Annotated in this window: 24 protein-coding genes; all 24 read right to left on the bottom strand. The window is 41.6% G+C overall.

What is annotated here, in order from left to right; translation table 11 throughout:
• Positions 1-10: 10 nt before the first annotated feature.
• The gene (locus G630_RS0118315; RefSeq protein ID WP_022761272.1) at positions 11-958 is read right to left on the bottom strand and encodes an ABC transporter permease; all 948 of its coding nucleotides are present in this window, start codon (positions 956-958) and stop codon (positions 11-13) included.
• 116 nt (positions 959-1074) lie between these two features.
• Entirely contained in the window at positions 1075-2247 is a 1173-nt protein-coding gene (locus G630_RS0118310; protein WP_026499407.1) for a sugar ABC transporter substrate-binding protein, read from the bottom strand.
• A gap of 136 nt (positions 2248-2383) precedes the next feature.
• Positions 2384-2836 carry a hypothetical protein gene (locus tag G630_RS0118305; RefSeq protein WP_022761274.1) on the bottom strand — a complete coding sequence of 151 codons (453 nt, stop codon included), beginning with the start codon at positions 2834-2836 and terminating at the stop codon, positions 2384-2386.
• A 122-nt stretch (positions 2837-2958) separates the two neighbouring features.
• On the bottom strand, positions 2959-4569 hold the full coding sequence (locus G630_RS0118300; protein ID WP_022761275.1) for a response regulator transcription factor: 1611 nt from the start codon (positions 4567-4569) through the stop codon (positions 2959-2961).
• Positions 4570-4582: 13 nt separating this feature from the next.
• Positions 4583-6430, bottom strand: a complete 1848-nt coding sequence (locus tag G630_RS22800; RefSeq protein WP_022761276.1) for a cache domain-containing sensor histidine kinase — start codon at positions 6428-6430, stop codon at positions 4583-4585.
• A gap of 82 nt (positions 6431-6512) precedes the next feature.
• A complete protein-coding gene (locus G630_RS0118290) occupies positions 6513-7931 on the bottom strand; it encodes a HAMP domain-containing sensor histidine kinase (protein WP_022761277.1) in 1419 nt (472 codons plus the stop codon).
• A gap of 8 nt (positions 7932-7939) precedes the next feature.
• Positions 7940-8626 (bottom strand): response regulator transcription factor, encoded by a 687-nt coding sequence (locus tag G630_RS0118285; RefSeq protein ID WP_022761278.1) that lies wholly within the window; start codon positions 8624-8626, stop codon positions 7940-7942.
• Positions 8627-8695: 69 nt separating this feature from the next.
• Positions 8696-9592, bottom strand: a complete 897-nt coding sequence (locus G630_RS0118280; protein WP_022761279.1) for a hypothetical protein — start codon at positions 9590-9592, stop codon at positions 8696-8698.
• 1 nt (position 9593) lies between these two features.
• Complete coding sequence (locus tag G630_RS0118275; protein ID WP_022761280.1) at positions 9594-10349, bottom strand: hypothetical protein; 756 nt, start codon at positions 10347-10349, stop codon at positions 9594-9596.
• A gap of 2 nt (positions 10350-10351) precedes the next feature.
• Entirely contained in the window at positions 10352-11032 is a 681-nt protein-coding gene (locus tag G630_RS22795; RefSeq protein WP_022761281.1) for an ABC transporter ATP-binding protein, read from the bottom strand.
• 197 nt (positions 11033-11229) lie between these two features.
• Positions 11230-11880: an ABC-2 transporter permease gene (locus G630_RS0118265; RefSeq protein WP_022761282.1), complete on the bottom strand. Its 651-nt coding sequence runs from the start codon at positions 11878-11880 to the stop codon at positions 11230-11232.
• Between the two features lies 1 nt (position 11881).
• A complete protein-coding gene (locus G630_RS0118260) occupies positions 11882-12727 on the bottom strand; it encodes an ABC transporter ATP-binding protein (RefSeq protein WP_022761283.1) in 846 nt (281 codons plus the stop codon).
• The gene (locus tag G630_RS0118255; RefSeq protein ID WP_022761284.1) at positions 12727-13101 is read right to left on the bottom strand and encodes a GntR family transcriptional regulator; all 375 of its coding nucleotides are present in this window, start codon (positions 13099-13101) and stop codon (positions 12727-12729) included. The genes G630_RS0118260 and G630_RS0118255 overlap by 1 nt, the downstream gene beginning before the upstream one ends.
• A 108-nt stretch (positions 13102-13209) precedes the next feature.
• On the bottom strand, positions 13210-15108 hold the full coding sequence (locus G630_RS0118250) for an endonuclease MutS2 (protein WP_026499406.1): 1899 nt from the start codon (positions 15106-15108) through the stop codon (positions 13210-13212).
• A gap of 426 nt (positions 15109-15534) precedes the next feature.
• On the bottom strand, positions 15535-16545 hold the full coding sequence (locus G630_RS0118245; protein ID WP_022761287.1) for a hypothetical protein: 1011 nt from the start codon (positions 16543-16545) through the stop codon (positions 15535-15537).
• 33 nt (positions 16546-16578) lie between these two features.
• A complete protein-coding gene (locus G630_RS0118240; RefSeq protein ID WP_026499405.1) occupies positions 16579-17295 on the bottom strand; it encodes a flavodoxin family protein in 717 nt (238 codons plus the stop codon).
• A complete protein-coding gene (locus G630_RS22790) occupies positions 17292-17954 on the bottom strand; it encodes a TetR/AcrR family transcriptional regulator (RefSeq protein WP_044959885.1) in 663 nt (220 codons plus the stop codon). Before G630_RS22790 ends, G630_RS0118240 begins: the two co-directional genes overlap by 4 nt.
• 176 nt (positions 17955-18130) lie before the next feature.
• On the bottom strand, positions 18131-18937 hold the full coding sequence (locus tag G630_RS23965; protein WP_049946299.1) for a CPBP family intramembrane glutamic endopeptidase: 807 nt from the start codon (positions 18935-18937) through the stop codon (positions 18131-18133).
• On the bottom strand, positions 18927-19493 hold the full coding sequence (locus G630_RS0118225; protein WP_026499404.1) for a TetR/AcrR family transcriptional regulator: 567 nt from the start codon (positions 19491-19493) through the stop codon (positions 18927-18929). Before G630_RS0118225 ends, G630_RS23965 begins: the two co-directional genes overlap by 11 nt.
• A gap of 232 nt (positions 19494-19725) precedes the next feature.
• Positions 19726-20406: a nucleotidyltransferase domain-containing protein gene (locus G630_RS0118220; RefSeq protein ID WP_026499403.1), complete on the bottom strand. Its 681-nt coding sequence runs from the start codon at positions 20404-20406 to the stop codon at positions 19726-19728.
• Positions 20407-20424: 18 nt separating this feature from the next.
• Entirely contained in the window at positions 20425-21096 is a 672-nt protein-coding gene (locus G630_RS22780; RefSeq protein WP_081668054.1) for a helix-turn-helix domain-containing protein, read from the bottom strand.
• Positions 21097-21208: 112 nt separating this feature from the next.
• On the bottom strand, positions 21209-22393 hold the full coding sequence (locus G630_RS24495) for a GNAT family N-acetyltransferase (protein ID WP_081668052.1): 1185 nt from the start codon (positions 22391-22393) through the stop codon (positions 21209-21211).
• A 93-nt stretch (positions 22394-22486) separates the two neighbouring features.
• A complete protein-coding gene (locus tag G630_RS0118205) occupies positions 22487-22930 on the bottom strand; it encodes a hypothetical protein (RefSeq protein ID WP_026499401.1) in 444 nt (147 codons plus the stop codon).
• Complete coding sequence (locus tag G630_RS0118200) at positions 22917-23132, bottom strand: helix-turn-helix transcriptional regulator (protein WP_022750258.1); 216 nt, start codon at positions 23130-23132, stop codon at positions 22917-22919. Before G630_RS0118200 ends, G630_RS0118205 begins: the two co-directional genes overlap by 14 nt.
• Positions 23133-23146: the final 14 nt, after the last annotated feature.

Raw genomic sequence — 23146 nt, 5'->3', positions numbered from 1 at the left:
GTCTCCCTCCTTACTTGACTACTACGCCCTTAACAGGCTTGATGGTCATGGTTACGATCGCGAGCAGCACAATACCGGTTACGATATTCTGTACCGTAGTCGGTGCTCCGAGAGCAACGAATCCCTGGAACAACAGCTGAATTATGAACTCACCTATAACAATGGCGATAACCGGATGTCCGTACTTTTTAAAAGCAAGTCCGAAGAACGTTCCCATAAGAGGCGGGAAGTTTCGGCTCATGGAAGCAAGATTGGATGCACTTGTCATTGAAGTTCCGTAGGAAATAGTAAGGATAGCCTCGATTCCCACGAAAAGTCCGCAGAGCACAAATGCTACAACCTTGTACTTATCTACATTTACACCCATATTCTTTGCAACAACTTCGTTGGATCCAATGGCATAGGTGTATGTTCCGATCTTGGTATATTTGAGAATAAAACCGCAGAGGAAAAATGCCGCCAAGGCCAGAATGAGGTTCCCCGGATAATCACCGAAAGCTCTGTACTGCGGAGCCAGAATAGCCTCTTTTCCGTTTGTGGCAAAGATAGACAACGCCTCGTAAACCAGCGAAAGTCCTGCGGTTACGATGAGTGACGAAATTCTGAGTTTTATATATACAAGTCCGTTAAGCAGGCCAACCAGCACACCGCTTATAATCGGCGCAATGAGAAGTCCCGCATATCCGAAACGTTCGCTCATATTTACGGCAAGCACCGATGAAAGCACGATGTTTGCACCCACGCTCATATCAAAAGGTCCCATTACGCAGATAAAGTAGAGGCCGCAGCCACCTACCGCATAATAAAGAGCCGTTTTCAAATATGTCTGTAATTTGTCAAAATCTCCGAAGGTCTGCGGCGCCAGTATTTTGAAAAACGCCCAGAACACAAATGTCAAAACAGCAAGAAGCACCAGTCCGTACCAGTGGCTCTGCTTAAATTCCTGAAACTTATTCATATACTCCTCCCGTGATGAGGTATACTTTTCAAATCTGTATTTCTTAAAGTCCCTATACAGTCATGCTCGCCGAACCTCCTGGATGGCAGGAGATCCGGCAGAGCTTTTAACCTGGATTAGTTGTTGTGACAGGAAATAACGTCGTCAATTGACAGATTGGAAGCTGCCTTGTTGAGATCGTCGAAGCTGTAATTAGCCATCTCTGCAAGCTCATCATCTGTGTAAGGATCATCGTTTACAAAGTACTTCTCATAATTTGCATAATCATCGGGTGATGATACATACAGATAAGGGAAGAGTATCTCATAACCGAAGGTTCCTTCTTCTTTCACGTAGTTACCCTTAACTGCGTTAAGTACAAGATAGAATGCGAAAAGAGGATCACAGAAGTGTCCGCCTGACTCTGCAAACATTCCGCCTGACTTAAGCTGATCTGCGAGGTCATCAAGGAAGTCTGTTGATACAACGTCGATCTTGCCTGTAAGACCTTCGTTAGCATAAGCGCCGATTGAACCAACAAGGGGATCTCCGCCGCCGCCCGCTACGATAAGAGCGTCCATACCGGGATTTGAATTGTAAAGTGACATAGCTGCTGCAGCACCTTCTTCGGAAGATGTGTTTGCGTATACGGGCTCAGTCATTGTTGCGGGATCATCAGCGTGTGCTGAATTCCACTCATCTATAGCCTGCTGATAGCCCTTCCATCTAAGCTGGAATGTAGCATCACCAACTGTCCATGCCTCAAGTCCGATGGTTCTGTCGCCATTTTCAAGAAGGAGATTAACAAGTGTATATCCGTTTGTTACCTCATCTTCATGAACTGCGCCTACATAATACTTGGAGTTGCAAGCTGTCTTATAAACCTCAGGGCTGTTCTCTTCAGAGATGATGCGGAAGAACTGAGCGATATAAACGCCGTGCTCTGTACATGTGTTGATAGCTGAAGTCATCTCGGAATCAGCCGAGTTACAAATGATGATTCCCTGGCATCCTGCTGCGCAGAGCTGCTCAACAGATGCTGTAACCTGCTCGGACACGTGAGCCTGGTCAACATACTGAACTTCTACGCCGTTAGCCTTAGCTGCCTTATCCACGATTTTCTTACACTGGCTTCCAAGAACGTCTGTGGAACTCCAGATTGAAACACCGATCTTAATCTTGTCAGATCCGGATGCGGATGCTGATCCCGAAGATCCTGCGCTGCCACTGTTAGCACAGCCTGTCATCAAAGATGCTGCCATGATACCGGTCATGAGCAGTGCTCCCAACCTCTTGATACTCTTTTTCATAGATTTGTAACCCTCCTTTTTGCCTTTGAAAAAAATTATTGTTTCACCGATCCGAGCCATCCACGAACCGGAATTGTTACCATTCACTTGCCTTCTCCCACGGGGAGAAGGTGGCGCGCAGCGCCGGATGAGGGGCTTATCGTTTCAGTCCCTTCACCTCATAGGTCTTACTCTTCTGCGTTCCGAAATCCACACCTGCTGCCTCGGCCGCGGTGTTGTCATAAGATACCGACACAACTACCTGATCTCCGTTTGACAGCTCCTTATTCTTATCTATGCTGAATGAAATTGAAGAAACCGCATTGATGTACTTTGTCAGCTCCGCCAGATCATCAACCTCATTCATCTCTTTTATCTTCTCTTCACCGCCGACCATCTCGGTTTCGATTCCGTCGTAGTCAACGTTTACATAGGCTGTACCTTCGCCATTTTTCCCACTGAAGTCCACGGTCACGTAATCAAGAATATTAGTTACTCCGTCATTGGTATCTATCTTCGCCTGTCTGCTCTCGCCGCATCCTGTTACAAGGAGTGCTGCACTCAGCGCAGCTGCAGCGATTATTGCTGTGATTTTTCTATGGTAGAACACCGGATTATCCTCCTCCCCAAAACAAAAAACTTCGCGAACAGGTTTGTTAATTCCCTGTCCTCGAAGTTTATATTAGCAATTATGACTTTGTGACAATTAGCACAATTTAGAAAAACTCACTATCACTTTTTTGAAATACTGTTTCGATACTCTGTCGGACTTTTTTTCTCACACCTTCTGAACACTCTGCTGAAATAGTTATAGTCATCATAACCGACCTTAAAGGAAATAACCTCCAGCTTATTATTCTCATCCTCCATAAGTTCCTTTGCCTTTTCCATGCGACACCTGGTGATACATGCCGTAATGGTCTCATTGTATTTTTGTGAAAACTTCTTCGAAAGGTAACTCGGCTCCACATAAAATTGCTGCGCCAAATCCGACAAGGTCAGATGATCCATGTAGTGCTCCGCGATGTAATCACGAACGCTCTCAACCTGCTCACTTATCGTGGAGTTCTCCGAACTTCCCGCATTTGAAGCAGCCCCCGAACCTGCTCCGATTCTAAGTGCCAGTTCGATATTGTCCAGAATGATATCTTTATTCAGCGACCTCAGTCCATAGTTGATTGCATCCTGAACCTCTTCATATGTCCGGCTGTTACTGGTTTTATCCGCCTCAGCTATAATATTTATCATTCTTGTTGTAAACTGGGTAACCTCAAATAAGCTCCACTCTTCACTGTCGCACTTCTCCAGCCCTGCGGTCTCCATGATAAGGCTTCTCGCTTTAGATATATCATTATTCTCAAGACACGCCGCAATCTGAGCTTCCAGTCTGTCAGTAAATCTATCCTGCAGCTTTGATTTTCTCCTTATCCCGTTGCATGCGATGATGCTGTGCCTTCGTCCAAAGGGCCTCGAAACAAGCTCAGCGATCATCTCCCTGTACACTGTCGCAATATCATCAAGAGAACTTGCCTGAGCATGAAGTACGATAGTGACAGGTCCCTGTTTTTCTATCGGAAAAGCAGCGTAGATGCGGTCTGCTATAAGCCGGAGCCTTGCAGGTGTAGCATTTAACTCGATAATAAATTCATTCACCTTATCCGTATACTGGAAGACGATCGAACCTTCCACGTCGATCAGTTCGCGTAGTCTCTCCTTGATATCATAGGACATCCTAAGGACGTCCTTATTGTAATTTTGCTTCAAAATCTCCACATCATGGAACTTCACAAGAATCGTGGATATCTCCGAGAACACTCTGGTACTTGGCACATGGGACTCTTTCCCCGGTCTGAAGAGCTTACCATTTAATAGCGAGGAAAACTCATCATCCTCAAAAAAGGACGAAATATAATTTTCCCTGAGACGGTTATCTTCCTTCGAAGCCTTCTCGGCCTCCCTCTCCTCCAGAGTTTTCAGCGCCTTACTAAGAGAGCCTACCAGTTGTTCTCTCCCCACAGGCTTAAGCAGATAGTCGATTCCACCCGCCATGAAAACACCCTTCACCTTCTGGAAGTCATCATAACCGCTGACTGCGAGCGTTATAATATCGGGATATTCTGTGTGAATCTTATTAAGAAGCTCCAGTCCACTTATAAAGGGCATATTGATATCCGTAATGACTATATCCGGTTTCTCCTGCGGAATCCTTTCAAGGACCTCCTCCCCGTCGCAGGCAGGCTCAAGAAAGTCGATGGAATAATCCTCCCACGACAGCATTCTTCTAATATTCTCGCGGCTCCAAAGTTCATCGTCCGCCGACAACACCTTGTATTTTGCTCCCATATATTACCTCCCCTTATTCACTGCCAAGTGCCAGTCTTGCCTGCTCAATTGCAGATAATTGAAGCTTCTCTTCCTTCCTTGCTTTGACCACAGGCAGTACGATCACAGCCTTTGTCCCCGTCTCCGGACTGCTCTCGTAATGAATTCCATACCCATCACCATACACATTTTTCACACGCGCATTCACATTCATGACACCGATTGAACGCCCCATCTCAATCCTGCTTATATCTGCCTCATCAAGCTGTTTATTCATAGCATCGGCATCCATTCCCGCGCCATTATCTTCGATAACAATCACCAGCTTATCACCCTCATGTCTTGCGGAAATAATAAGCTCCTTATCCTTCCTCCTCGTATTCCTAAGACCATGCTGAAGCGCGTTCTCAACAATAGGCTGCAGCGTAATCCTCGGAATATTGTCCTCCAGAGTATCCGAATCAATCTTATAAATATACTTGATGGAATTGCCGTTTCTGACATCCATTACATACAGATAGTTTCTGACATGTGCCATCTCCTGCTGCAACGTCGACTGTGTATCCGAGATATCAAGACTGTATCTGAAAATCGCGGAAAGCGACTGGCATAGTCCGCTCACCAATGTACAGTCCTGAGACGCCGCAATTCCGCTCATGGTATCCAGTGTATTGTATAAAAAATGCGGATTAACCTGTGCCTGAAGCACCTTGTACTGCGTCCTCTCCATCAGCACCTTTGCTTCGGTTTCCTCCTGAACCATGCGGCTTATCTGATCAAGCATATCATTGAACTCATCACCCATGACCTTGAGCTCTTCACTCCAGCCATCAGTTTTGGCCCTAAGATCCGTATCACCGTTTTTAATCTTAATGATTGTTTTACTTAACTGTTCCACCGGCGTATATATAAATCCGGAAATCCTGGTTCCCAGAATCAGAGTTACCAGAATGATGAAAATCGCAATTACTATCAGCGTCCTCGCAAGTGCACTCTGGGTATGCATCATCAGCGACTGCGGAGTCAGCATGATAATGTGCAGATTATATTTTTCGGAATTTCTGCTGTTTAAATAAAAAGAGCCGTATTCATTTTCAAACTGTGGAAACTCATTTATTGAAGTTGCAACTATTTTTGTCAGGTCGGAAAATATCTTGCTCTCCTCCTTCGTGGTATTACCCACTTGTGCTATCGGAGAATCTCCCCTTGGCTGAAGCCAGACATACACATCTCTCGACGATATGTATTTACTCATGATATCTTCAACATTCTGCGTATTGAAATCGCACACCAGATACCCGAACTGCGATCTGTCATCATCATAGGTATGAAGCTTTAGCACAAAACGAAGTACATCCTGATCGGCCTCCTCATTGTGATATCCCGACAACATCAGCGCATAGTCGTCAGATTTGAGATAGCTTTTAAGGTGAGCAACATTAACATATTGCTCTGTATTATAAAGATCTTGTGGGTAATTATAAGGCTGTTTTCTGAAAGAACTTATCAGATTATTGCGGTTATCATATATATACATGGCAAGAAGCTGGTCTTCCGAATCGAAGCGTCTCTCCGAAAGATGCCAGGCATCAAAATAATGATCACCTTTAGATTTGTGATTTTTACCGGAATTTCTCATGTCGTAGACCATATCAGTCTCATTGTAAATGGTCTGCATTTTGACAGAAACATCGTGAATATAAGAATTTAACTCCGCCTCTATGCGCTGAAGCGTCTCATTGTTATTTAAAAGGCTCTCTCCCCTAATCTGCTGCCTCGAAATAACTTCAAACACCACCGTCTGCGTAATTATCGCAAAAAGCGTACACAAGGTAACCAGCCCTAAAATGGCCTGGCGCATAGTCCACTTCCCTTTTATCATACCCATTGTCCCCTAAAACAATAACCATACCTACTTTGAAAAAGATAATAACATACTACACACAGAATTGATAATTATATTTTTATAGGACAATAATAAAGCAGTTTTTTTCATCACTTCGTTTATATTTGAGAGTCCCCCCGTGCTTTTCAACTATCTTGCGGGAAATTGCCAAACCAAGTCCCGTTCCCCCATCGGTTTTCCTGGTCTTATCTCCTCTTGCAAAGGACTCGAACATTCTCGCGGCAAAATCCTCCGCTATAGCTTCGCCATCATCCGAGACTTCAATCGTTATTCTGCCTGAATCATCGAACACTTTGACTGCGATGTTATTTCCGGTCTCATTATACTTGTTGGCATTACTTAGGAGATTATTAATCGCCCTTCCGAGGAGCTGCGTATCCACCTCTGCAAAAAGCGACTCCTCTGATATATCTATATCAAATTCCTTTCCTGCAGCTGTGATATCCTCATAAAACTCTGCGCAGATTCTGCGTACAAGCTCGCATACATCCGCCTTCTCCAGATTCAGCTTATACTCGTCACTCTCCATCTTAAGACTGGTGTTTATATCTTCGGTAAGAGTCCTTATTCTTTCTGCCTTCATCTCGATAGTCTTGTAATAATCATTTACTTTCTCTTCGGGGACAAGGCCCTCCTCAAGCGCACAGATACTCCCATTTATGGAAGCGATAGGATTTTTTATATCATGAGCAAGTTCAAGCAGCATCAAATTTCTGCTCTGCTCCACCTGATGTCTTTTATCTTCACTCTCCTTCAGCTTTTCCGCCATGCTGTTGAATCTGTCCCTGATGTCCTCAAATTCCTTATCAGTAATGTAGTCTATGACCACATCTCTTTTTCCCTCACTCACCTCATCCATTCCCTGCATAAGGAACTTAAGCGGCATTTCAATGTGCCTTTTCAGATACAAACTGATGCCTACAATTTCAACAACGAAAAGCGCAGCAAAAACCAGCAGAAATACGAGGTATCTGTTTCCGTTTTCGTTTGTAAGCATATATGTAACTCTGTAGGTCACCATATCGGTGGGGTAAAAAACCAAAAAAACGCGCTTAGGATCTCCCACATATCTGGCACATGCCGAATATATCTTTTTGTCGGTAGCCTCATGCTGACTTATGATAACTCCGTTGCCGCTGGATGCCACATATCCCATGTCGACCAAATACGCAAGCTCCTCGATATTGTAGGTGTACTTATCTGTTTTCTTTTCTCCCACAACATCGACTACGTTACCGCTTTCGTCAAGTTCCTCAACCCATCCTCCGCTGTGTTCCAAAACTTCGGTGTCGTTGATTGTTCCATCGTATTTCACAACCGTCTGCGGTGAAGCATTCGAAAGACTCCCATTACCCAGATACATCACTATTGCCAAAGTCAAAGTGAGATACAGCACGATAGTCACAACAAGAAACAGAACATAACTTTTTACAAGCCTTGAAAAAATGCTTTTCTTCTTTACTCTCTTTTTCTTCATAACAGGATTTATTCTTTCTCGAATTTGTAGCCAAGTCCCTTGACTGCCTTAATCATTGCAGCTTCTTTATCTGCTTTCTTAAGCTTATTTCGAAGATTACTTATATGCACCATAATAGTGCTGTCATCAGCAGCGTAGTCACTTTCCCACACATACTCTGATATCTGCTGTTTGGTGAAAATATGCCCCGGATGAGGCATCAGAAGTTCTAAGATTTTGTACTCTGTACCGGTAAGAGCTATACTCTCCCCTCCCGTTGTTACAGACTTTGCATCGGTGTTAAGTTCTATTCCGAAAGCTTTATACACCTTGTCAAATTTCTCATGGTAGTCATAGTTTCTGCGCAGCTGCGCCTTGATTCTCGCAACAACTTCCATGGGATTGAAGGGCTTTGAAATATAATCATCCGCCCCAAGCTCAAGCCCGAGAATCTTATCATAATCCTCCGTCTTTGCCGTAAGCATAATAACCGGAACATGACTTATCTCACGTATCTTTCTAAGAACTGAGAATCCGTCAAGCCCCGGCATCATAACATCAAGCAGCACCATGTGCGGCTTTTCTTTTTTATACAACTCCAAGGCCGATATTCCGTTATCGGCCTTGAGAAGTCTTATCCCCTCTTTGCTCAAAAACAATTCCAGCGAATTAAGTATTTCTACTTCATCGTCTGCCCCAAGTACTGTGTATTCCATACCTTCCTCCGTTCCCTGTATTATCTTGAGCTCTGATGTATGATTCTTTTCCCCTCTCTCAGTATGGATTCAGCTGATATAATCATCAATCACTTCTTCGAATGTTCTGTCAAAGCTGTAGGAGTTTTTCCACTCAGGATCCAGCTTATCAAGAAGCATACATTCAAGCATTCCGAGACGATAGTATTTTGCGTTTCCGTCCACGTATTTCGACGCTGTACCAAGGTATTCCTTTTGGTATGTCTCCTCGCCGTTCTCGTATCTCACAGCCAGTGATTCCACATAATATGCGGAGCCTTCCATCATTAAATAAAAATCCTCAGAGCCGTTCACCTGCTCACTAAGAAGTCCCCTCCTCTCCTTAGCTATTTTGCTATATTCTATCGCAATTTCGTTTACATCGCCACTGTTTTCATCAGTAAATATGCGGCTTAATACCTCCATCTCCTTTGAAAACAATCTCTTTGCCTCATTGTCCGAATCAGCAATCTCTGAAAGCTCTGTTTCGGAGAGTACATTCTGCGTAGTCTTTTCGTACAACTTATGATAGGAATTCTGATATGCATGGAAGCCTTCATGCCAGATAACAGCGGAAAGGGGCTCATTATTTACAGCTTCAAGTGTTATCCAGGTATCATATTCGGGAACAACCACTTCAAACTCATCGCCGTCCTGATATATACTTCCGACAAGTCCTCCGTAAACAGCATCTCTCTTGGTATAGTTGCACTCGCCGCCGTCATAGCTTACGACAACATCCTTCTCAGAATCCGAAAATGCCACTTTATAATCCAGTGGGCAAAAACCCTTGAAACCCATGTCACCAAGCTCTTCATAATCCTCAGCAACCTTATAGAGCATTTCCCTGTTATTTTCCTTAAGTCCCCTCTCGGTTGTTGCAAACCCCGAAACCATCAGAGTTGCTCCAACCAACATATATATTACAAATCCCGCTTTTTTCATCATCTTATGCTTCCTCTCTTCTCAAGATCATTACCAGAAGTCCTGCTGCCCAGATCACTAAAAATGCCATTATGATCACATGAATATTTAAAGGTTTTTCCTGAACCAGATTGCCTGCCTGATTACTGATGCCGGCAAGATCCGGAATGAGCATTACCGCTCTCTTTATTACTGCTCCGCCGACTCCCGTAAGTGTTGCGGTCAAAAGCTTAAGTGCATCTCTAAGTGCTCCGAAGACCAGAATGATTACCATTATCGTTCCTGTAAAAAGTGTGGGTATCCTGATTGAAAGCGCCGATGTGAGCATGCAGATACAAGCCGAATAGATCATCATGAAAACCGTTGCCATCGCTATTCTTCCAAGGATATTTGAATATCCGTTTACTACAGCGAATACTCCGAGTGTCGCATATAATATGATTCCTGAGATCCAGGACACTACTATATTTCCTGCCGCAAGGCACATGTGATATCTGCTCTGGCTGATTCCTCTTGACCAAATCAGATGACTTGTTCTTCTCTCATACTCCTGTGGAATTGTTGAACATGAGATTGCAAGAGCTATCGCACCATTAAGGAAATTCAGAACGTTTATAAGTATGGGAAGAAGCACATGATAATCCTTTATACTTTTTCCTCCGATAGTGAGGCTACCCATATCTGTTGAAAAAACAGCTACCACAATAATTCCCAGTGCCATTGTCACATATAACATCTTTTTGCGGATTTTCTCTCTTATTACGTTAACTACGATTTCCATGATTATTCCTCTCCTACAAGTCTCACAAATTTATCTTCAAGTCTCTCTTCGCTTTCGCCTTTGGTCCAGGTATCTATCACTTTTCCTTTTTTCATGATCACGCCTCTGTCACAAACAGCCTCTATATCATGCAGTATGTGGGAGTTGATAATAACTGTCTTTCCCTCTTCCTTAAGTCTTTTCAGAAGTTCAAGATTATGTTTTCTTCCAAGTGCATCAAGTCCAGCTGTGGGTTCATCAAGAATCAGGATGTCCGGATCAGAGATCAGTGCCTGTGCAAGTGCCAGTCTCTGGATCATACCTTTTGAATAGTTCTTTACCTTAATCTTGTTATCCGATAGTCCTGTAAGTTCCAAAAGGCCTTTAAGATATGCTGTATCTTTTTTGGATTTGTCACCTTCTATTCCCGCGTAATATTTCATCACTTCCATTGCTGTCAGATATTCGGGAAAATACGGTGTCTCCGGTGAATAGCCAATCTTCGCTCCACTCTCAATCTCTATATCTCCTGAGCTTGCCTTTGCAAGTCCCAGTATCATTTTTATTGTGGTGGTCTTACCTGCTCCGTTTGCTCCAAGTAGTGCAAACACCTCGCCTTTTTTAATATTCAGTGACAAGTCATTTACTGCCGTCATCTCCTTATATGTCTTTTTTACATTTTTCAAAACCATTATGTCGTTCATCTGTCTTGCTCCTCCTTACAGTTCATATAGTAACAGGACAAATAAAAGTCTCCTTAAAGCCAACCTAAAGATTTCCTAAAGATTTTTCATTCCCGGAAAAATGTATTCGCGCAAAAAAAGAGATGTCCAATATAATGAACATCTCCTTTTAAACAATTTCTAATTTTTCCTGTAAAATTTCACTACCAGACTTAGACTCAGAATTCTTTATTCTCCATGATTCGCACACTGCACAGATAGGATATGGTTGTAACGATGACGCAAACTGCGACCAGAATAAGGATTGTAACCGCTCCCGGAAGATCATGAAGTATGTTTATCACACTCACAAACGGGTTGACGGAATCAGCCAGAAATGAACTTGAGCCGATTGCCAGCACTGCGACAATTCCAAAAATGACAAAGAGTGCGATTCTGCTTTTTTCAGCACCGAATTTAAGCTGCAGCGGAACTATTATCGCAGTTGCAAGATACATGGAGGGTATGACTGCAGTCATCATTGGAATATCGGATAAACCCGCACCGTTGTTTCTAACCATATCCATAACAGCAAATACCAATGCTCCAAAGCACCATGCAGCAACAGCAGCAATCAGGCTAAACACATACTTCTCTCTCACATATGTTTTCCTGTCAAAGGGAAGAGTCATTAAGAAAGGAAAGCCGTTGTCATACTCATCATAGCTTATGCTTCCTGTTCCAACTATCAATGCAAGCATCGTAAGGTATGCGATAAGAAATGCACCATTATTGGATAATCCCATGACAACCGCCATTACCAAAAATATTATAAGTGTTTGTTTTCTAACCAGTGTCAGTCTAAGATCTTTTTCTATGAGTCCACGCATTTTAGTTGCCTCCTGTCATCATCAATATCAGATCGTCTATGTCGCTGTTTTCAATGACTATATTAGGGTTGTTTTCCGCATAAAACTGTTTCTCATTTGTAAAGCAGGCGTATCCGAAGTGATCCTTTTTCGTGCTGAGAATATAACTCTTGTCGAGTTTCTCATAGGTGGCTTCGTTCACCTTGAGAACTCCGTAATTACCAAGTATCGCATCCGTATCCTCATGCAGGATAACCTTGCCATCGTGGATCAGATAGATATCATCACAAAGTCCCTCAAGATCTGATGATATGTGGGATGTGATAAGTATTGAGCGCTTTTCGTCCTCAACAAGATACTCTCTGAGAAGGTCAAGGATATCATTTCTCGCTTCAACATCAAGACCAGCTGTGGGCTCGTCCATGATAAGAATCCGTGCATTATGACTCATTGCTATAAGCACTCGGAGCTTTGCTCTCATACCTGTTGAAAATTCCTTGATTGCCTTATCAAAGGGAAGTCTCTGGGACGAACAGTTTTTCTTGAAAACTTCTTCATTAAATGAAGGGTACATCTTTTTCATGATAACTGTTATATCCTTAACTGTAAGGAATGTGCTAAACCCTGAGTCAGACAGAGCAACTCCTATCTCTTCTTTATCTTTCGCGGTAAGCTTCGATGCCTCTTTACCGTTTATCGTGACAAGTCCGCCGTCAGGCTTTACGAGTCCGAGAATTGACTTTATCGTGGTACTTTTTCCTGCGCCGTTTTTCCCAACAATCCCGGTAACTGTTCCGTCCGGTATTTCCATTGAAACATCCAGCCTAAAACTGCCGTAGTTTTTAACAAGATTATCAACTTTAACCATCAGTTTTCCTCCAATATGATCTGTACGATCTCAAGAATATCCTCTTTGGTAAGTCCAACCGCGCTTGCCTTCTGCACTGCTGCCGCAAAGTCATCCTCCACTGTCTTCCTTCTCGCCTCCATGGCAAGAGACTTATCAGTTGCAGCGACGTAGGTTCCTTTGCCGTGAACCGTTACGACAAAACCTTCTTCTTCCAGCCTGTCATAGGCTTTTTTTACAGTTAAAGCACTTATCCTAAGCTCTCCTGATAATGCCCTGACAGAAGGAAGTGCTTCATCCTCCGCAAGTTCGCCGCTTATTATTTCATTCTTCACCTGATTCACAAGCTGTTCGTATATTGGCACCATCGAGGTGTTATTTAAAATGATATGCATATCACCATCCTCCATAAACAGCATATAACAGTATATAACTGTTGTCAACTGTTATATACTGTTATACTTAAAACTTTTTATCAAGAGAGTGTTTGCGTCTGTATTATGTCAACTGTTTTCATCATAAACTATGACTTTATCCGTGAGCTTCCTGCTCATTTCATGCCTGGCTTTTCGATTCGCAACTGTATCGAATATAATTGAAAAATCGTAATCTTCAGGGTAAAGTTCATCTGCCTTTACATGCAGTTTTACTCTCTTGTGGTTTATGTAGATTTTCTTGTTTGGCAGCTGCACCCTAAGAATTCCCTTTTTATTTATGGGCTCGCATACAATACCAATCTTCTTGTCGGGATATATCATAACGCTGTCGCCAATACTGAATTTCTGTTCCAGCTCTGCGGTGGAATGTATTCTCTTTGCCTTGACGATTTTTCCGGTGCCTCGTTTTCTTATTGCATTCTTTTTACCCGAAAACTCATAGTCCTTGCCATATGCGGCCTTGGCTGCAACCTTCAGCATCTCTGCAGGCATGCCGAGTCTCTCTGCAATATAAAATGCACAGCTTTCTCCGGCTTCTCCGATTATCATCTCATAGGTCGGGCGAAGCGTCTCCTTATCAAACACCATCCTCGCATTCACAATATGCTCAGCCCTTGAGGCGTACTCCTTGATCTCGGGATAATGCGTTGTCACAAGGAAGTTCGCGCCGCTCTTTCTAAGCTCCTCCAATATCGCAACAGCAATTCCCATTCCCTCTGCAGGATCTGTTCCAGAACCAAGCTCGTCCATGATTACAAGGCTTTCCTGATTTACATTTCCGAGTATATCAAGAACATTTTTAATATGAGCCGAAAAAGTCGACAGGTTTTCGGAAAGATTCTGACCGTCTCCAATGTCCGACAAATAATTGCTGTTCATGCAGATATCTGCTGCTTTACACGGTACATGAAGTCCGCACTGAGCCATGTAACAGCTCAGCATGACTGTTTTGATGGCAACTGTCTTTCCACCGGTGTTGGGACCTGTTATCACAATTCCGTTTACACCTTCATCTCCAAGTGAAAAATCCAGCGGAACATTTACCTCTTTATCCATTAGCGGATGCCTTGCTTTAGTAAGTTTTATGCGCCTTTCAAGATTTATTGTAGGTTCAATACAATCAAGATCAATACTGAGCTTACCCTTCGAAAAAACGTAATCAAGTTTCTCCATCATCTTGATATTTTCTTCCAGTATCGCAGCACAGTCCGACACCATTGCCGTGAGGATATACAGTATCTTGTAAACCTCGTTCTCCTCATCTATGCGAAGAAGTTCCAGTTCCTCGTAGCACTTCGACAGGCCTGTGGGCTCAACAAAGAGCGTATTTCCGGTCGCAGATTTATCAATCACACTTCCCGGTATCTTAGCTTTACATTCTTTCTTCACCGGAACGCATACTCTGCCGTTTCTCATTGTGTAGTAGGAATCCGCCATGTATTCCTTGTTCTTCCTGATGATCTGCTCAGCCTTCTGCTTCATGGATTCTTCCATGGTTGTTATGCGATTCCTGATCTCATAAAGTTCTTTTGTTGCCCTGTCATCCACCTCTTCATTTCTTATCTGTCTGCAGATTTCATCTTTTAACTCATAAAGTGGATTTAAATTTTCATCATAATATGCAAGTGAATTTTCATACTGTTTACCGCGTGACAGATAGTCCATCATCCTCTCTACTGCAACAAGAACCTTTTCAACTCTCTCAAGCTGATAGGGTGTAAGACTACTCCCTGTGTCAGCTATCGTTAGAATCTCTCTTATCTCAGTGACATTCTGCACCGGAGGATTTCCCAGCTTTTCTATCAGTTTTCGGCTATCCGTGGTATCCTGAAGTTCCTTTCTAAGCTCCCTTTCATTTAGTATAATGTCAGCCTCTCTTATCTTTTCCTTTGCATAATCTGTACTTGTGAGCTCTGCCCACATATTTTTAATCTTATCGAATTCAATTTGTGTTTGTGTGTTCATTTTTCCCTCCGGTTACCCTCACGGTAACCTCTCATCATTCAAGCAGATTCCTAAACACCTAGGTGCTGTTCAAATATCTGCATAAAACCTTCCTGCACTTTTCCTCCTAAACGACAAAAAACCATGATATCTTACGCCAAAGATATCATGGTTCATAAATAAACATATCAAAAAATGACCTCATAAAATGCGGCTCTTTCCCATAATATTATTAAGCGTAATCTAATAAGCCGGTAGTTTTCACCACAGACTCACAAATATTGATTCATTGAATCTTTTGCTCATTGCAATATCACGAGGCCGTATTGCAATGAAATTAGTTCACCACGCTTAACATAAAGCTCCTCTTTTTTATATTATGGTTAAGCACATTTTATGCTCTGATTCGAATATATTACTCTAAAACCTGTATGTCAACATACAGTCCTACAAATTAAAAGTTTTAATAGTATAGGAAATAAGATACATAATCAGTACAGCAACAACGCCAAGAAGTATGTACTTTTTCCTACTGTTATCAATTTTACTGGGATTATTCAATCGGTCCTGATCAGCAATAAATGCCGGATAGTTGTCCGGTTTTACAACAGGTACAAATCCATCTGTTATTGCACTGCCATACCAGGTAGTTCCCGCATTAGCACTTACAAATCCGCTGAATGTATTTATGTTCTGAAGATCATTACATTCTTTTGCTGCCTTATACAGATAAAAATGTCTTTTTACTTCATCAAGCGGTCTTTCATACGCGCTTCCAAAGAGCTGATATATATGCTCCATATCATGATTTATATAATAATTCGCGTAATCTCCATAGGTCTGAATATCAGAATAAGCCTTTTGAACATAGCTTGCCTGAGATGCCTTTGGATGCAGAATTCTCGCATCATTGGCACAGCCTATAACCTCATCCATATCCATGTAATACAGAGCAATAAGCTGCTTTAAATAAAGAGCCAGAATCATATCGTTTGCGGTGGTACATGAGTCCTGCATAAGGCTCAGCATTTTTGATGTCCTTGTAATATCTCCCAAGTAGTAAAGGCCAATGCCCATATTATAGTGAACCTTGCTCCAAAGTATCTGCTTTTTCAGCATCATTGGAATAAAATTCACATAGCGGGATAACCCCTTATCCGGGTAACATTCCCTGAAAAGGTACGTATTAAGCTCTCTATAAAGAATTTTTCTTTGCTTAAGATACGAAAGAATAACTACTAAAGTCAGCGAAAGAATAATCAGTGACAGGAAAATGTTTTCATCTATAAAAATATCCTTTATCATCAGATAAAACAGTTCAGTAAAAAGAACTATATAAAATGCATTCCTGACATTTTTAAACTTAGTTGCGCAGTTGTCAACAAACTCCTTCTCCCCGGAATACTGGCTCACATCAACTATCTCCAGTATCTTTTCATACTCCTCTTTGTTACTCATTTTTATTTCCTCCAACATTTAATATAATTTAATCTATTTCCATGGTCTTACTTTACCGATCCAGCCGTTCTCATTCCAGTATTTAAAGTCGGTGTATTCGGGATTCTTTTTACCGAGGCTCGTTTGCAGCATCCTTACTATATAGAACTTTGCTTTCACTATAACATTTGTATTACCCGGTTTATTATAATCAATGACATGGAATTTTTTTGCAACACTGCTTAGCTTCTTTTGGATGGAAGCTTTCCTCTTGTCCTCAATCTTGTTCCAGTCAATTTCAGACATTAATTTGAAGCTTACGACTTTGATGGTCGAAATGCCCCACCAGGAAAGACTGTCCTTAATATCCTTTGCTGTGGATCGTCCACCCGCTCCCAGGCACTGTGTGATTATCACTGCCCGCTTTCCGAACATTTCCTTTGCCGGGCGGTGAGGCATCCACCGATAACCGAAATGGTCAAGCATAGCCTTCATTGCGCCGGTTGTATGGAAAACATATGCCGGTGATGCAAAAACCAGCAAATCCGCTTCAAGCAAAGACTTCTCTATCTTCTGCACCTTTTCAGCGTCCTTGCAGAGATTCTGATTATTCCTGAAACACGCAGTACAACCCGTGCAGAACCCCGGACCATCTTTGGGAAGATAGTATTCCGTAATCTCTGAATCGTCTCTGAACTGCTCTAAAAATATTTCCTTCATGCTGTATGTAACACCGTGTTTTTCGGTTCCGTTTATCACTGTAATCTTCATTTTGTATTTCTCCGCAATCTCTTCTTGTTATCCTGACTTGGTTTTTCATCTCTTGCGTACAGTTTGTTGAACTGCCGGATGTGTGCTTCCATCGTCTTAAGTGCCTCTTCCTCACGCTCTGGTTCTCGATCGCATATGGTCAGAAGCATATATATCGGCGCGTAAAAATGCAGCGTCATGATCTCCACATTCTCTGTCTGCAACACTCCAGCGGAAGCCATCAACCCGAGAAGCATTCCCTGGTATGAAAGCGGATCATCCACATACTGTTTCATATATGCAGCCGCAAGTTTTTTATCATGAAACTGTTCAATGGTGAGCATCTTTCGAAAACGCCTTGTGTAGTCATCATGCAAGAAATAAAGAAACAGATCCTTTCCAAGAGTGATCAGCTGCTCTTCAGAAATATGCTTATAGATTTCGGCATCCGCCACTGCATCGTCTCCGCTTATCTGCAGCGCGCCTGCCTCCTCCAAAAATCTCCTATTCATCTCTTCAATGATTGCATCAAAAATTGCCTGTTTGTTTTTATAGTGTTTGTACAGTGATGGAGCCTTAATGCCAACCCTTTTCGCAATATCCGCAACAAAAACATTTGCATATCCCTTTTCAGAAAACAGCGTCAATGCTTCATCCAGTATTCTTTGTTTGGTGTCCATCTAAGTTCCTCTCCATCCTGTCCTGAAAACTTTTATTGCATTCAGCTAATTTGGATTAGCCTTATTGTAAGCTAATTCTAATTAGCCGTCAAGAAAAATAGTCAAGCTCTACATCCTTGTATTTTTCCGGATTACTGTATATGTCTTCAACTGTTTTAATATGGTCATATACTCTCTTATTTTGCCTCTCTATCTTCCTTATACCAAATCACCAAAGCAGCTATAAAAATAATTCCAAAGTATATATACGCTGTATTTGAATTCGGGTAAGAATCAAATAGTTTATTCCAATCGTAAATTGCGCCTATGGAATTTATAAAAGAATGATAAATGGCACATGCCAGGACGCTCTTCGTTGATTTATAAATCGCAGCAGCTACAAAAGCCCATACAAATATGTTTATAGCAAAACCAATCATGCTATCGCCATAGTGGTTGGAAGTTGGCTGTAACCATATCGGAAAATGCCATACACACCAAATCACCGCCACAATAGTAGTTGCAACCGGAAAAGGAAATCTTTTTTCCAGCATAGGCTGCAGAAAGCCACGCCAGCCTGTTTCCTCCGCAAATCCAACAAACGGCAGCATAATAAGAAACCCCAGCGGCATCATGTACAATGGAGAACCGTTTAGTTCACCGCAAAATATAGCAAATAATAACGCGCACAGGCAAAACAAGCCAGTGATCAAAACTGTTTTTATTATCTTTGGCGTATACAAAAAACGTTTTATAAATTCTTTTACTGTGATTTTTTCTTCTTTCCTAAGTAGGATAAACAGAGCTATCACCGGTCCCGGTGTTGTAAAAAGAATTCCTATAGCTGCATACATCACATATGAAAAAGACAGTTTTCCTGTTTCCGCATTATTTATTGAGGCTGGCTCAAGTATCAGCATTAGTAATTCAAAAAATACACTTAAAAATAATATCCAACCAAGATAATCTATTATTGGGGCTTTCTTTTTTTCATCAACCCACATTTTCTTGTCCTTTCATAATCCCTGAAATCAACGCATCTACGCCATATGCAAAACTTTCATCCAAAGAAATTTCATCTCCAAAACTACCATGTAATTCCAGCATCGAAAATCCTTCCACAAAGCCTCGCAGGCTTCGTAGCACATGCATTTTATTGACTTCGCCAAACTCAAGAGAATCCAAAATAGAATACAATGATGATATAACCCCTTTTGTAATTTCATGGTTCAGTTCAGATGTATATGAATTGTGCCAGCATATTGCCTCAAAAACTCCGGGATGATCATGAGCGAATTCACGAAGCGCATAACACATTGCTTTTAATCCATCTTCCCGTGATTTCCCTACCGCTGATTTAGCAATCTTTATATCAATATTGTTCCAACCATATATTATGATTGCCTCTTTTATTTCATCCAAACCGCCTTGAAAATGCTTATACAAAGATGGCGGCTTTATGCCTAATCTATCAGCAATAGTTTTTATAGAAAGATTCTGAAAACCATCTTTGTCTATCATTTCAACACACACTTCAATAATTTCCTGTTTTCTGGACATTTTTTCTCCTTGCTAATCCATTTAGCTTATAGGCTAATTCTATTAGCCTATAGATTAGCACAGAGTATTAATACTGTCAAACCAACTATCTTTACAGGGCAATAAGAAATGAACCGCTTTCGACACGCAAAAAGACCCGGTACAATGTACCGAGCCTTCTGAAATGTGCCTAAGAAACGATTATTTCTTTCAAAAAGTCCAAGCAAGTATTATTGTAAGATTATATGGAATTTTATTTGTATCCCGATGTTCTTTTCAAAACATCTTTACACCAATCCAATAGCAAATCTAATTTCTGATCTATGTTCTCATAAGTAACATCTTCCAAAAAACATTCCCAAACCTGAAGATCAATTCCTTTAACCATAGATGCCACCTCAGATTTTGTCTCAATAAAGTTGTTATCTTCCAGATAATAAAGATTCTGAAGAATAAAGAAAATGTCTCTTTTAACTAAGGGCAGTTTATTAACGTTCTTTTCCATTTCAGAATGAATACGTCTGTGACAAAGCATATGATATAAATTTCCGACACTCATCTTGATATAGTCCGCCACATCCTTTTTACTGTAATTTGGCACTATACACTTAAGTTTGCCATATATATCCGAAGTGGTATGAAGTATATGACAGATTTCTTCAGGAAACCAATTTAATAATTCGTCCCTTCCACATACAAATCCGCATGCTCGCTCATATTCTCCAAGATCTAACAATATCTGACGATAAGAGTTCAAATCTTCGGCATGTACTTTATCGAATACAAGCATAATATCAATATCACTCTCAAGTGTAGCTTCGCCTCTAAGATAACTTCCCTGAAGCCCAACATATAAAAGCCTTTTGCCAAACTTCATTTTTAATTCTTCTGTTAATCTTTGCGTATAATCTTTTATGTCCACTAGATTATTCATCTGAAAGTCTAAAACCTCCTATCCAAACAGCATATCCGCTACCTTTTCCAGTTCTCTGCGTTCCTGCGAATCCTCATATCCGCTTTCCCTGTCATCGATACCCTTTACCGGATCAATCGAAAACAGACCGTCCCGGTTGCAGTAAAAGAAGATTCTTCTGACTCCGCTGATCTTAAATCTTGCTTCAGCGTTCCCTTCCGGGTAGAGCTTCACCATCTGCATATTATCGGATGACGCCGCCGCCACAAACGAAATGTAATGCTCCTTCGTCATGCTGTGATCAATCCGCACATAATACTCATCCTCCACGCGCTCGACAAAAACCATGTGCTGTTCATCTGAAGGTTCTGCCTCTAAGGGTATAAGCTGGATCCCATGGCAATGGATTGCCGCCTCACCCATGCTGTGTATCACATTCCCGCAGACTGGGCAGACATAAAACTTTGACCTCAGCATATTTGCGGATACATTCGCATTATGAATAGTATTACCTGATATCAGCTCCGTCACCGAAATGCTGAATGACTCTGCAATCGGCTCCAAAAGAGTAATGTCCGGAAAGCCCTTGGCAGTTTCCCATTTTGACACGCTTTTATCGCTCACTCCCAGCTTTTCCGCCAGCTCGCTCTGTGTCATTTTGTTCTTTTCCCGCAGTTCCTTAATAACTGCGCCTGTAACATATTGGTTCATATTCGTTCTCACCTCCATACACAGATTGTATATCAGCACCAAAAAGTAAGGTACCTACGGAGAGTAGAGTCGGATGGATTATCTTCAAATACAAGAGTAATTGCAGGATATGCTATTCCAGGCGCATATCAAAAGCCTTTTTTGATGCTCCGTTAAAGCCTTTATTTTCGTAAAACCGATGTGCTCCAGTACGGGCTATTCCGCTCTGAAGTATAGCTTTATAGCAGTGCTGATCCTTGGCAAAGGCAACAGCCATATCTATGACTTTTGAAGCCAAGCCGCGATTTCTATACTCTTTATCTGTCACCACATTTTCGATGAAGCAAATGCCTCTATTTCCACGAGTTAGGTTCGGAATGTAAACGGCATAACAGGTAGAAACAACTTTACCATTATCAATTGCACCAAAATATTGAATATTTGGATTCTCTTCTATTTCCTTCCAGACTCTTTCGCTTTGCTCAAAAGCGCACTGTTTATCGTCTTCATCCAGTTGCTGGTATAATTCAAGCAAAGACGGCAAATCTGAAATGGTTAGCTGTCTGAATTCCAATCCAGGTTTCATCCCCCAAAGCCCGTAGGGATCACGTTTTAACTCATTTTCATACAATGAAACCACAGACCAGATATCGAAAAACATCACCTTGCACTTGCCTATTGACATTTCTTTTATGAGTCCTTTTTCATAGGCCATATCCTGAATCTTGTACCATGCCTTTACAGGAGGGTGTCCGGCTTCCATAAACCACTCTTCCGGAGGATATTTTCGGTTAATCTCTTCACTTGGCTCAAACTGCTTGTTTATATCCTCCGGTGTGATACCTTCCACATAATGCATTGCAGTAAGTTTATAAATATCGACACCAAGTAAAAGTGCCTTACCTCCATTGTGGATTGGATAATCAAGTCCACTTGTCACCGCTTCTTTTCCATGCTTTCCCCAGCCTGATGTGCTTATGGTATCTTGGCCTGTGTAGGTATCAGGAAGTTTTCTGAATGTGTCTGCAACGATTCCCATTGCCGTTCTGTCTGCATCTGATGGAAGCACCTTTATCTTAACTGTAACTCCCATCTTCCTGTCATCATCTGAAAGAGGAAGTTCTTTACTAAGACGAAGTGCAGGCATGAAAAGACTGCCCTCTTCTGTAACTATATCTTTTAATGTGTCTATCACGGTTTCTGCACCACCCTCAAGTTCACCAAAACTACTGAGTGAAGAATGCACTTCCAAAGTCATTCCCTTCGTAACTCCAAGCGCTAAAAGTGATTCTTTTAATTCTTTCTTTGTAACCATCATCAGAATGCTCCCAAAAGTATTGAAAACTCGATTTCCATTACTATATATCTCATTTTATCCTATCATTTGAATTCTTTAATAAGGGCAATTAAATCAGTATTTTTTCCTCAATTGATAATACACCACTTTATCTATTGCAATCTGTATAATTAACAATCCAAACAAATACCAAACTATAATCTTATGGTTGATAATCACTCCTGCTTTTCCAAGAATAGCGAATGTCACCTCGGAAATGCATATCAAGAAAAAAATGATATTATAAGCTATTCTACCCGTTTTGTCGCGTAGTTTCTCGTTCAATTCATCATGTAGACAAATATCTTCCTGTTCCTTAATTTCACTGTATCTTTTCTGGTTTTTGGGAGCAGACCAGTAAAAATGCTTTACAATCCATCCAATACCGGGTCCTAAAGCGCCTCCCGCCAACCCCCAGAGCAAGCCGTCTACTGCACCCTCGGCAAAAATCGCTGCTAGAACAAAGCAACTTCCAACGAGTATACATAAAACACCTTTATTAAGATCACTTATTTTCATCGTTTCCACCTCCCTTATGAATAAAAATATCTTCAATTGTCATTCCAAAATAATCTGCTATGGTAAACGCGAGATCAAGCGATGGATTATACTTACCATTCTCGATTGAACTAATCGTCTGCCTGGAAACTCGGATTATTTTAGCAAATTCCTCCTGGTTTAAACCGCGTTCCTTCCGAAGCTTCTCTACATAATTTTCCAATGCATATCCTCCAA

The organism is Butyrivibrio sp. WCD2001 (assembly GCF_000424485.1).
Classification (GTDB): Bacteria; Bacillota; Clostridia; order Lachnospirales; family Lachnospiraceae; genus Butyrivibrio.
The sequence above is the reverse complement of the archived record's forward strand: the minus strand, read 5'-3'. Positions and strand labels throughout refer to the sequence as shown.

Excerpts from the sequence above, each read along its gene's own strand:
- G630_RS0118315 (WP_022761272.1), bottom strand. The coding sequence starts at position 958 with ATGAATAAGTTTCAGGAATTTAAGCAGAGCCACTGGTACGGACTGGTG.
- G630_RS0118310 (WP_026499407.1), bottom strand. The coding sequence starts at position 2,247 with ATGAAAAAGAGTATCAAGAGGTTGGGAGCACTGCTCATGACCGGTATC.
- G630_RS0118300 (WP_022761275.1), bottom strand. The coding sequence starts at position 4,569 with ATGGGAGCAAAATACAAGGTGTTGTCGGCGGACGATGAACTTTGGAGC.
- G630_RS22800 (WP_022761276.1), bottom strand. The coding sequence starts at position 6,430 with ATGATAAAAGGGAAGTGGACTATGCGCCAGGCCATTTTAGGGCTGGTT.
- G630_RS0118290 (WP_022761277.1), bottom strand. The coding sequence starts at position 7,931 with ATGAAGAAAAAGAGAGTAAAGAAGAAAAGCATTTTTTCAAGGCTTGTA.
- G630_RS0118285 (WP_022761278.1), bottom strand. The coding sequence starts at position 8,626 with ATGGAATACACAGTACTTGGGGCAGACGATGAAGTAGAAATACTTAAT.
- G630_RS0118280 (WP_022761279.1), bottom strand. The coding sequence starts at position 9,592 with ATGATGAAAAAAGCGGGATTTGTAATATATATGTTGGTTGGAGCAACT.
- G630_RS0118275 (WP_022761280.1), bottom strand. The coding sequence starts at position 10,349 with ATGGAAATCGTAGTTAACGTAATAAGAGAGAAAATCCGCAAAAAGATG.
- G630_RS22795 (WP_022761281.1), bottom strand. The coding sequence starts at position 11,032 with ATGAACGACATAATGGTTTTGAAAAATGTAAAAAAGACATATAAGGAG.
- G630_RS0118265 (WP_022761282.1), bottom strand. The coding sequence starts at position 11,880 with ATGCGTGGACTCATAGAAAAAGATCTTAGACTGACACTGGTTAGAAAA.
- G630_RS0118260 (WP_022761283.1), bottom strand. The coding sequence starts at position 12,727 with ATGGTTAAAGTTGATAATCTTGTTAAAAACTACGGCAGTTTTAGGCTG.
- G630_RS0118255 (WP_022761284.1), bottom strand. The coding sequence starts at position 13,101 with ATGCATATCATTTTAAATAACACCTCGATGGTGCCAATATACGAACAG.
- G630_RS0118250 (WP_026499406.1), bottom strand. The coding sequence starts at position 15,108 with ATGAACACACAAACACAAATTGAATTCGATAAGATTAAAAATATGTGG.
- G630_RS0118245 (WP_022761287.1), bottom strand. The coding sequence starts at position 16,545 with ATGAGTAACAAAGAGGAGTATGAAAAGATACTGGAGATAGTTGATGTG.
- G630_RS0118240 (WP_026499405.1), bottom strand. The coding sequence starts at position 17,295 with ATGAAGATTACAGTGATAAACGGAACCGAAAAACACGGTGTTACATAC.
- G630_RS22790 (WP_044959885.1), bottom strand. The coding sequence starts at position 17,954 with ATGGACACCAAACAAAGAATACTGGATGAAGCATTGACGCTGTTTTCT.
- G630_RS23965 (WP_049946299.1), bottom strand. The coding sequence starts at position 18,937 with ATGTGGGTTGATGAAAAAAAGAAAGCCCCAATAATAGATTATCTTGGT.
- G630_RS0118225 (WP_026499404.1), bottom strand. The coding sequence starts at position 19,493 with ATGTCCAGAAAACAGGAAATTATTGAAGTGTGTGTTGAAATGATAGAC.
- G630_RS0118220 (WP_026499403.1), bottom strand. The coding sequence starts at position 20,406 with ATGAATAATCTAGTGGACATAAAAGATTATACGCAAAGATTAACAGAA.
- G630_RS22780 (WP_081668054.1), bottom strand. The coding sequence starts at position 21,096 with ATGAACCAATATGTTACAGGCGCAGTTATTAAGGAACTGCGGGAAAAG.
- G630_RS24495 (WP_081668052.1), bottom strand. The coding sequence starts at position 22,393 with ATGATGGTTACAAAGAAAGAATTAAAAGAATCACTTTTAGCGCTTGGA.
- G630_RS0118205 (WP_026499401.1), bottom strand. The coding sequence starts at position 22,930 with ATGAAAATAAGTGATCTTAATAAAGGTGTTTTATGTATACTCGTTGGA.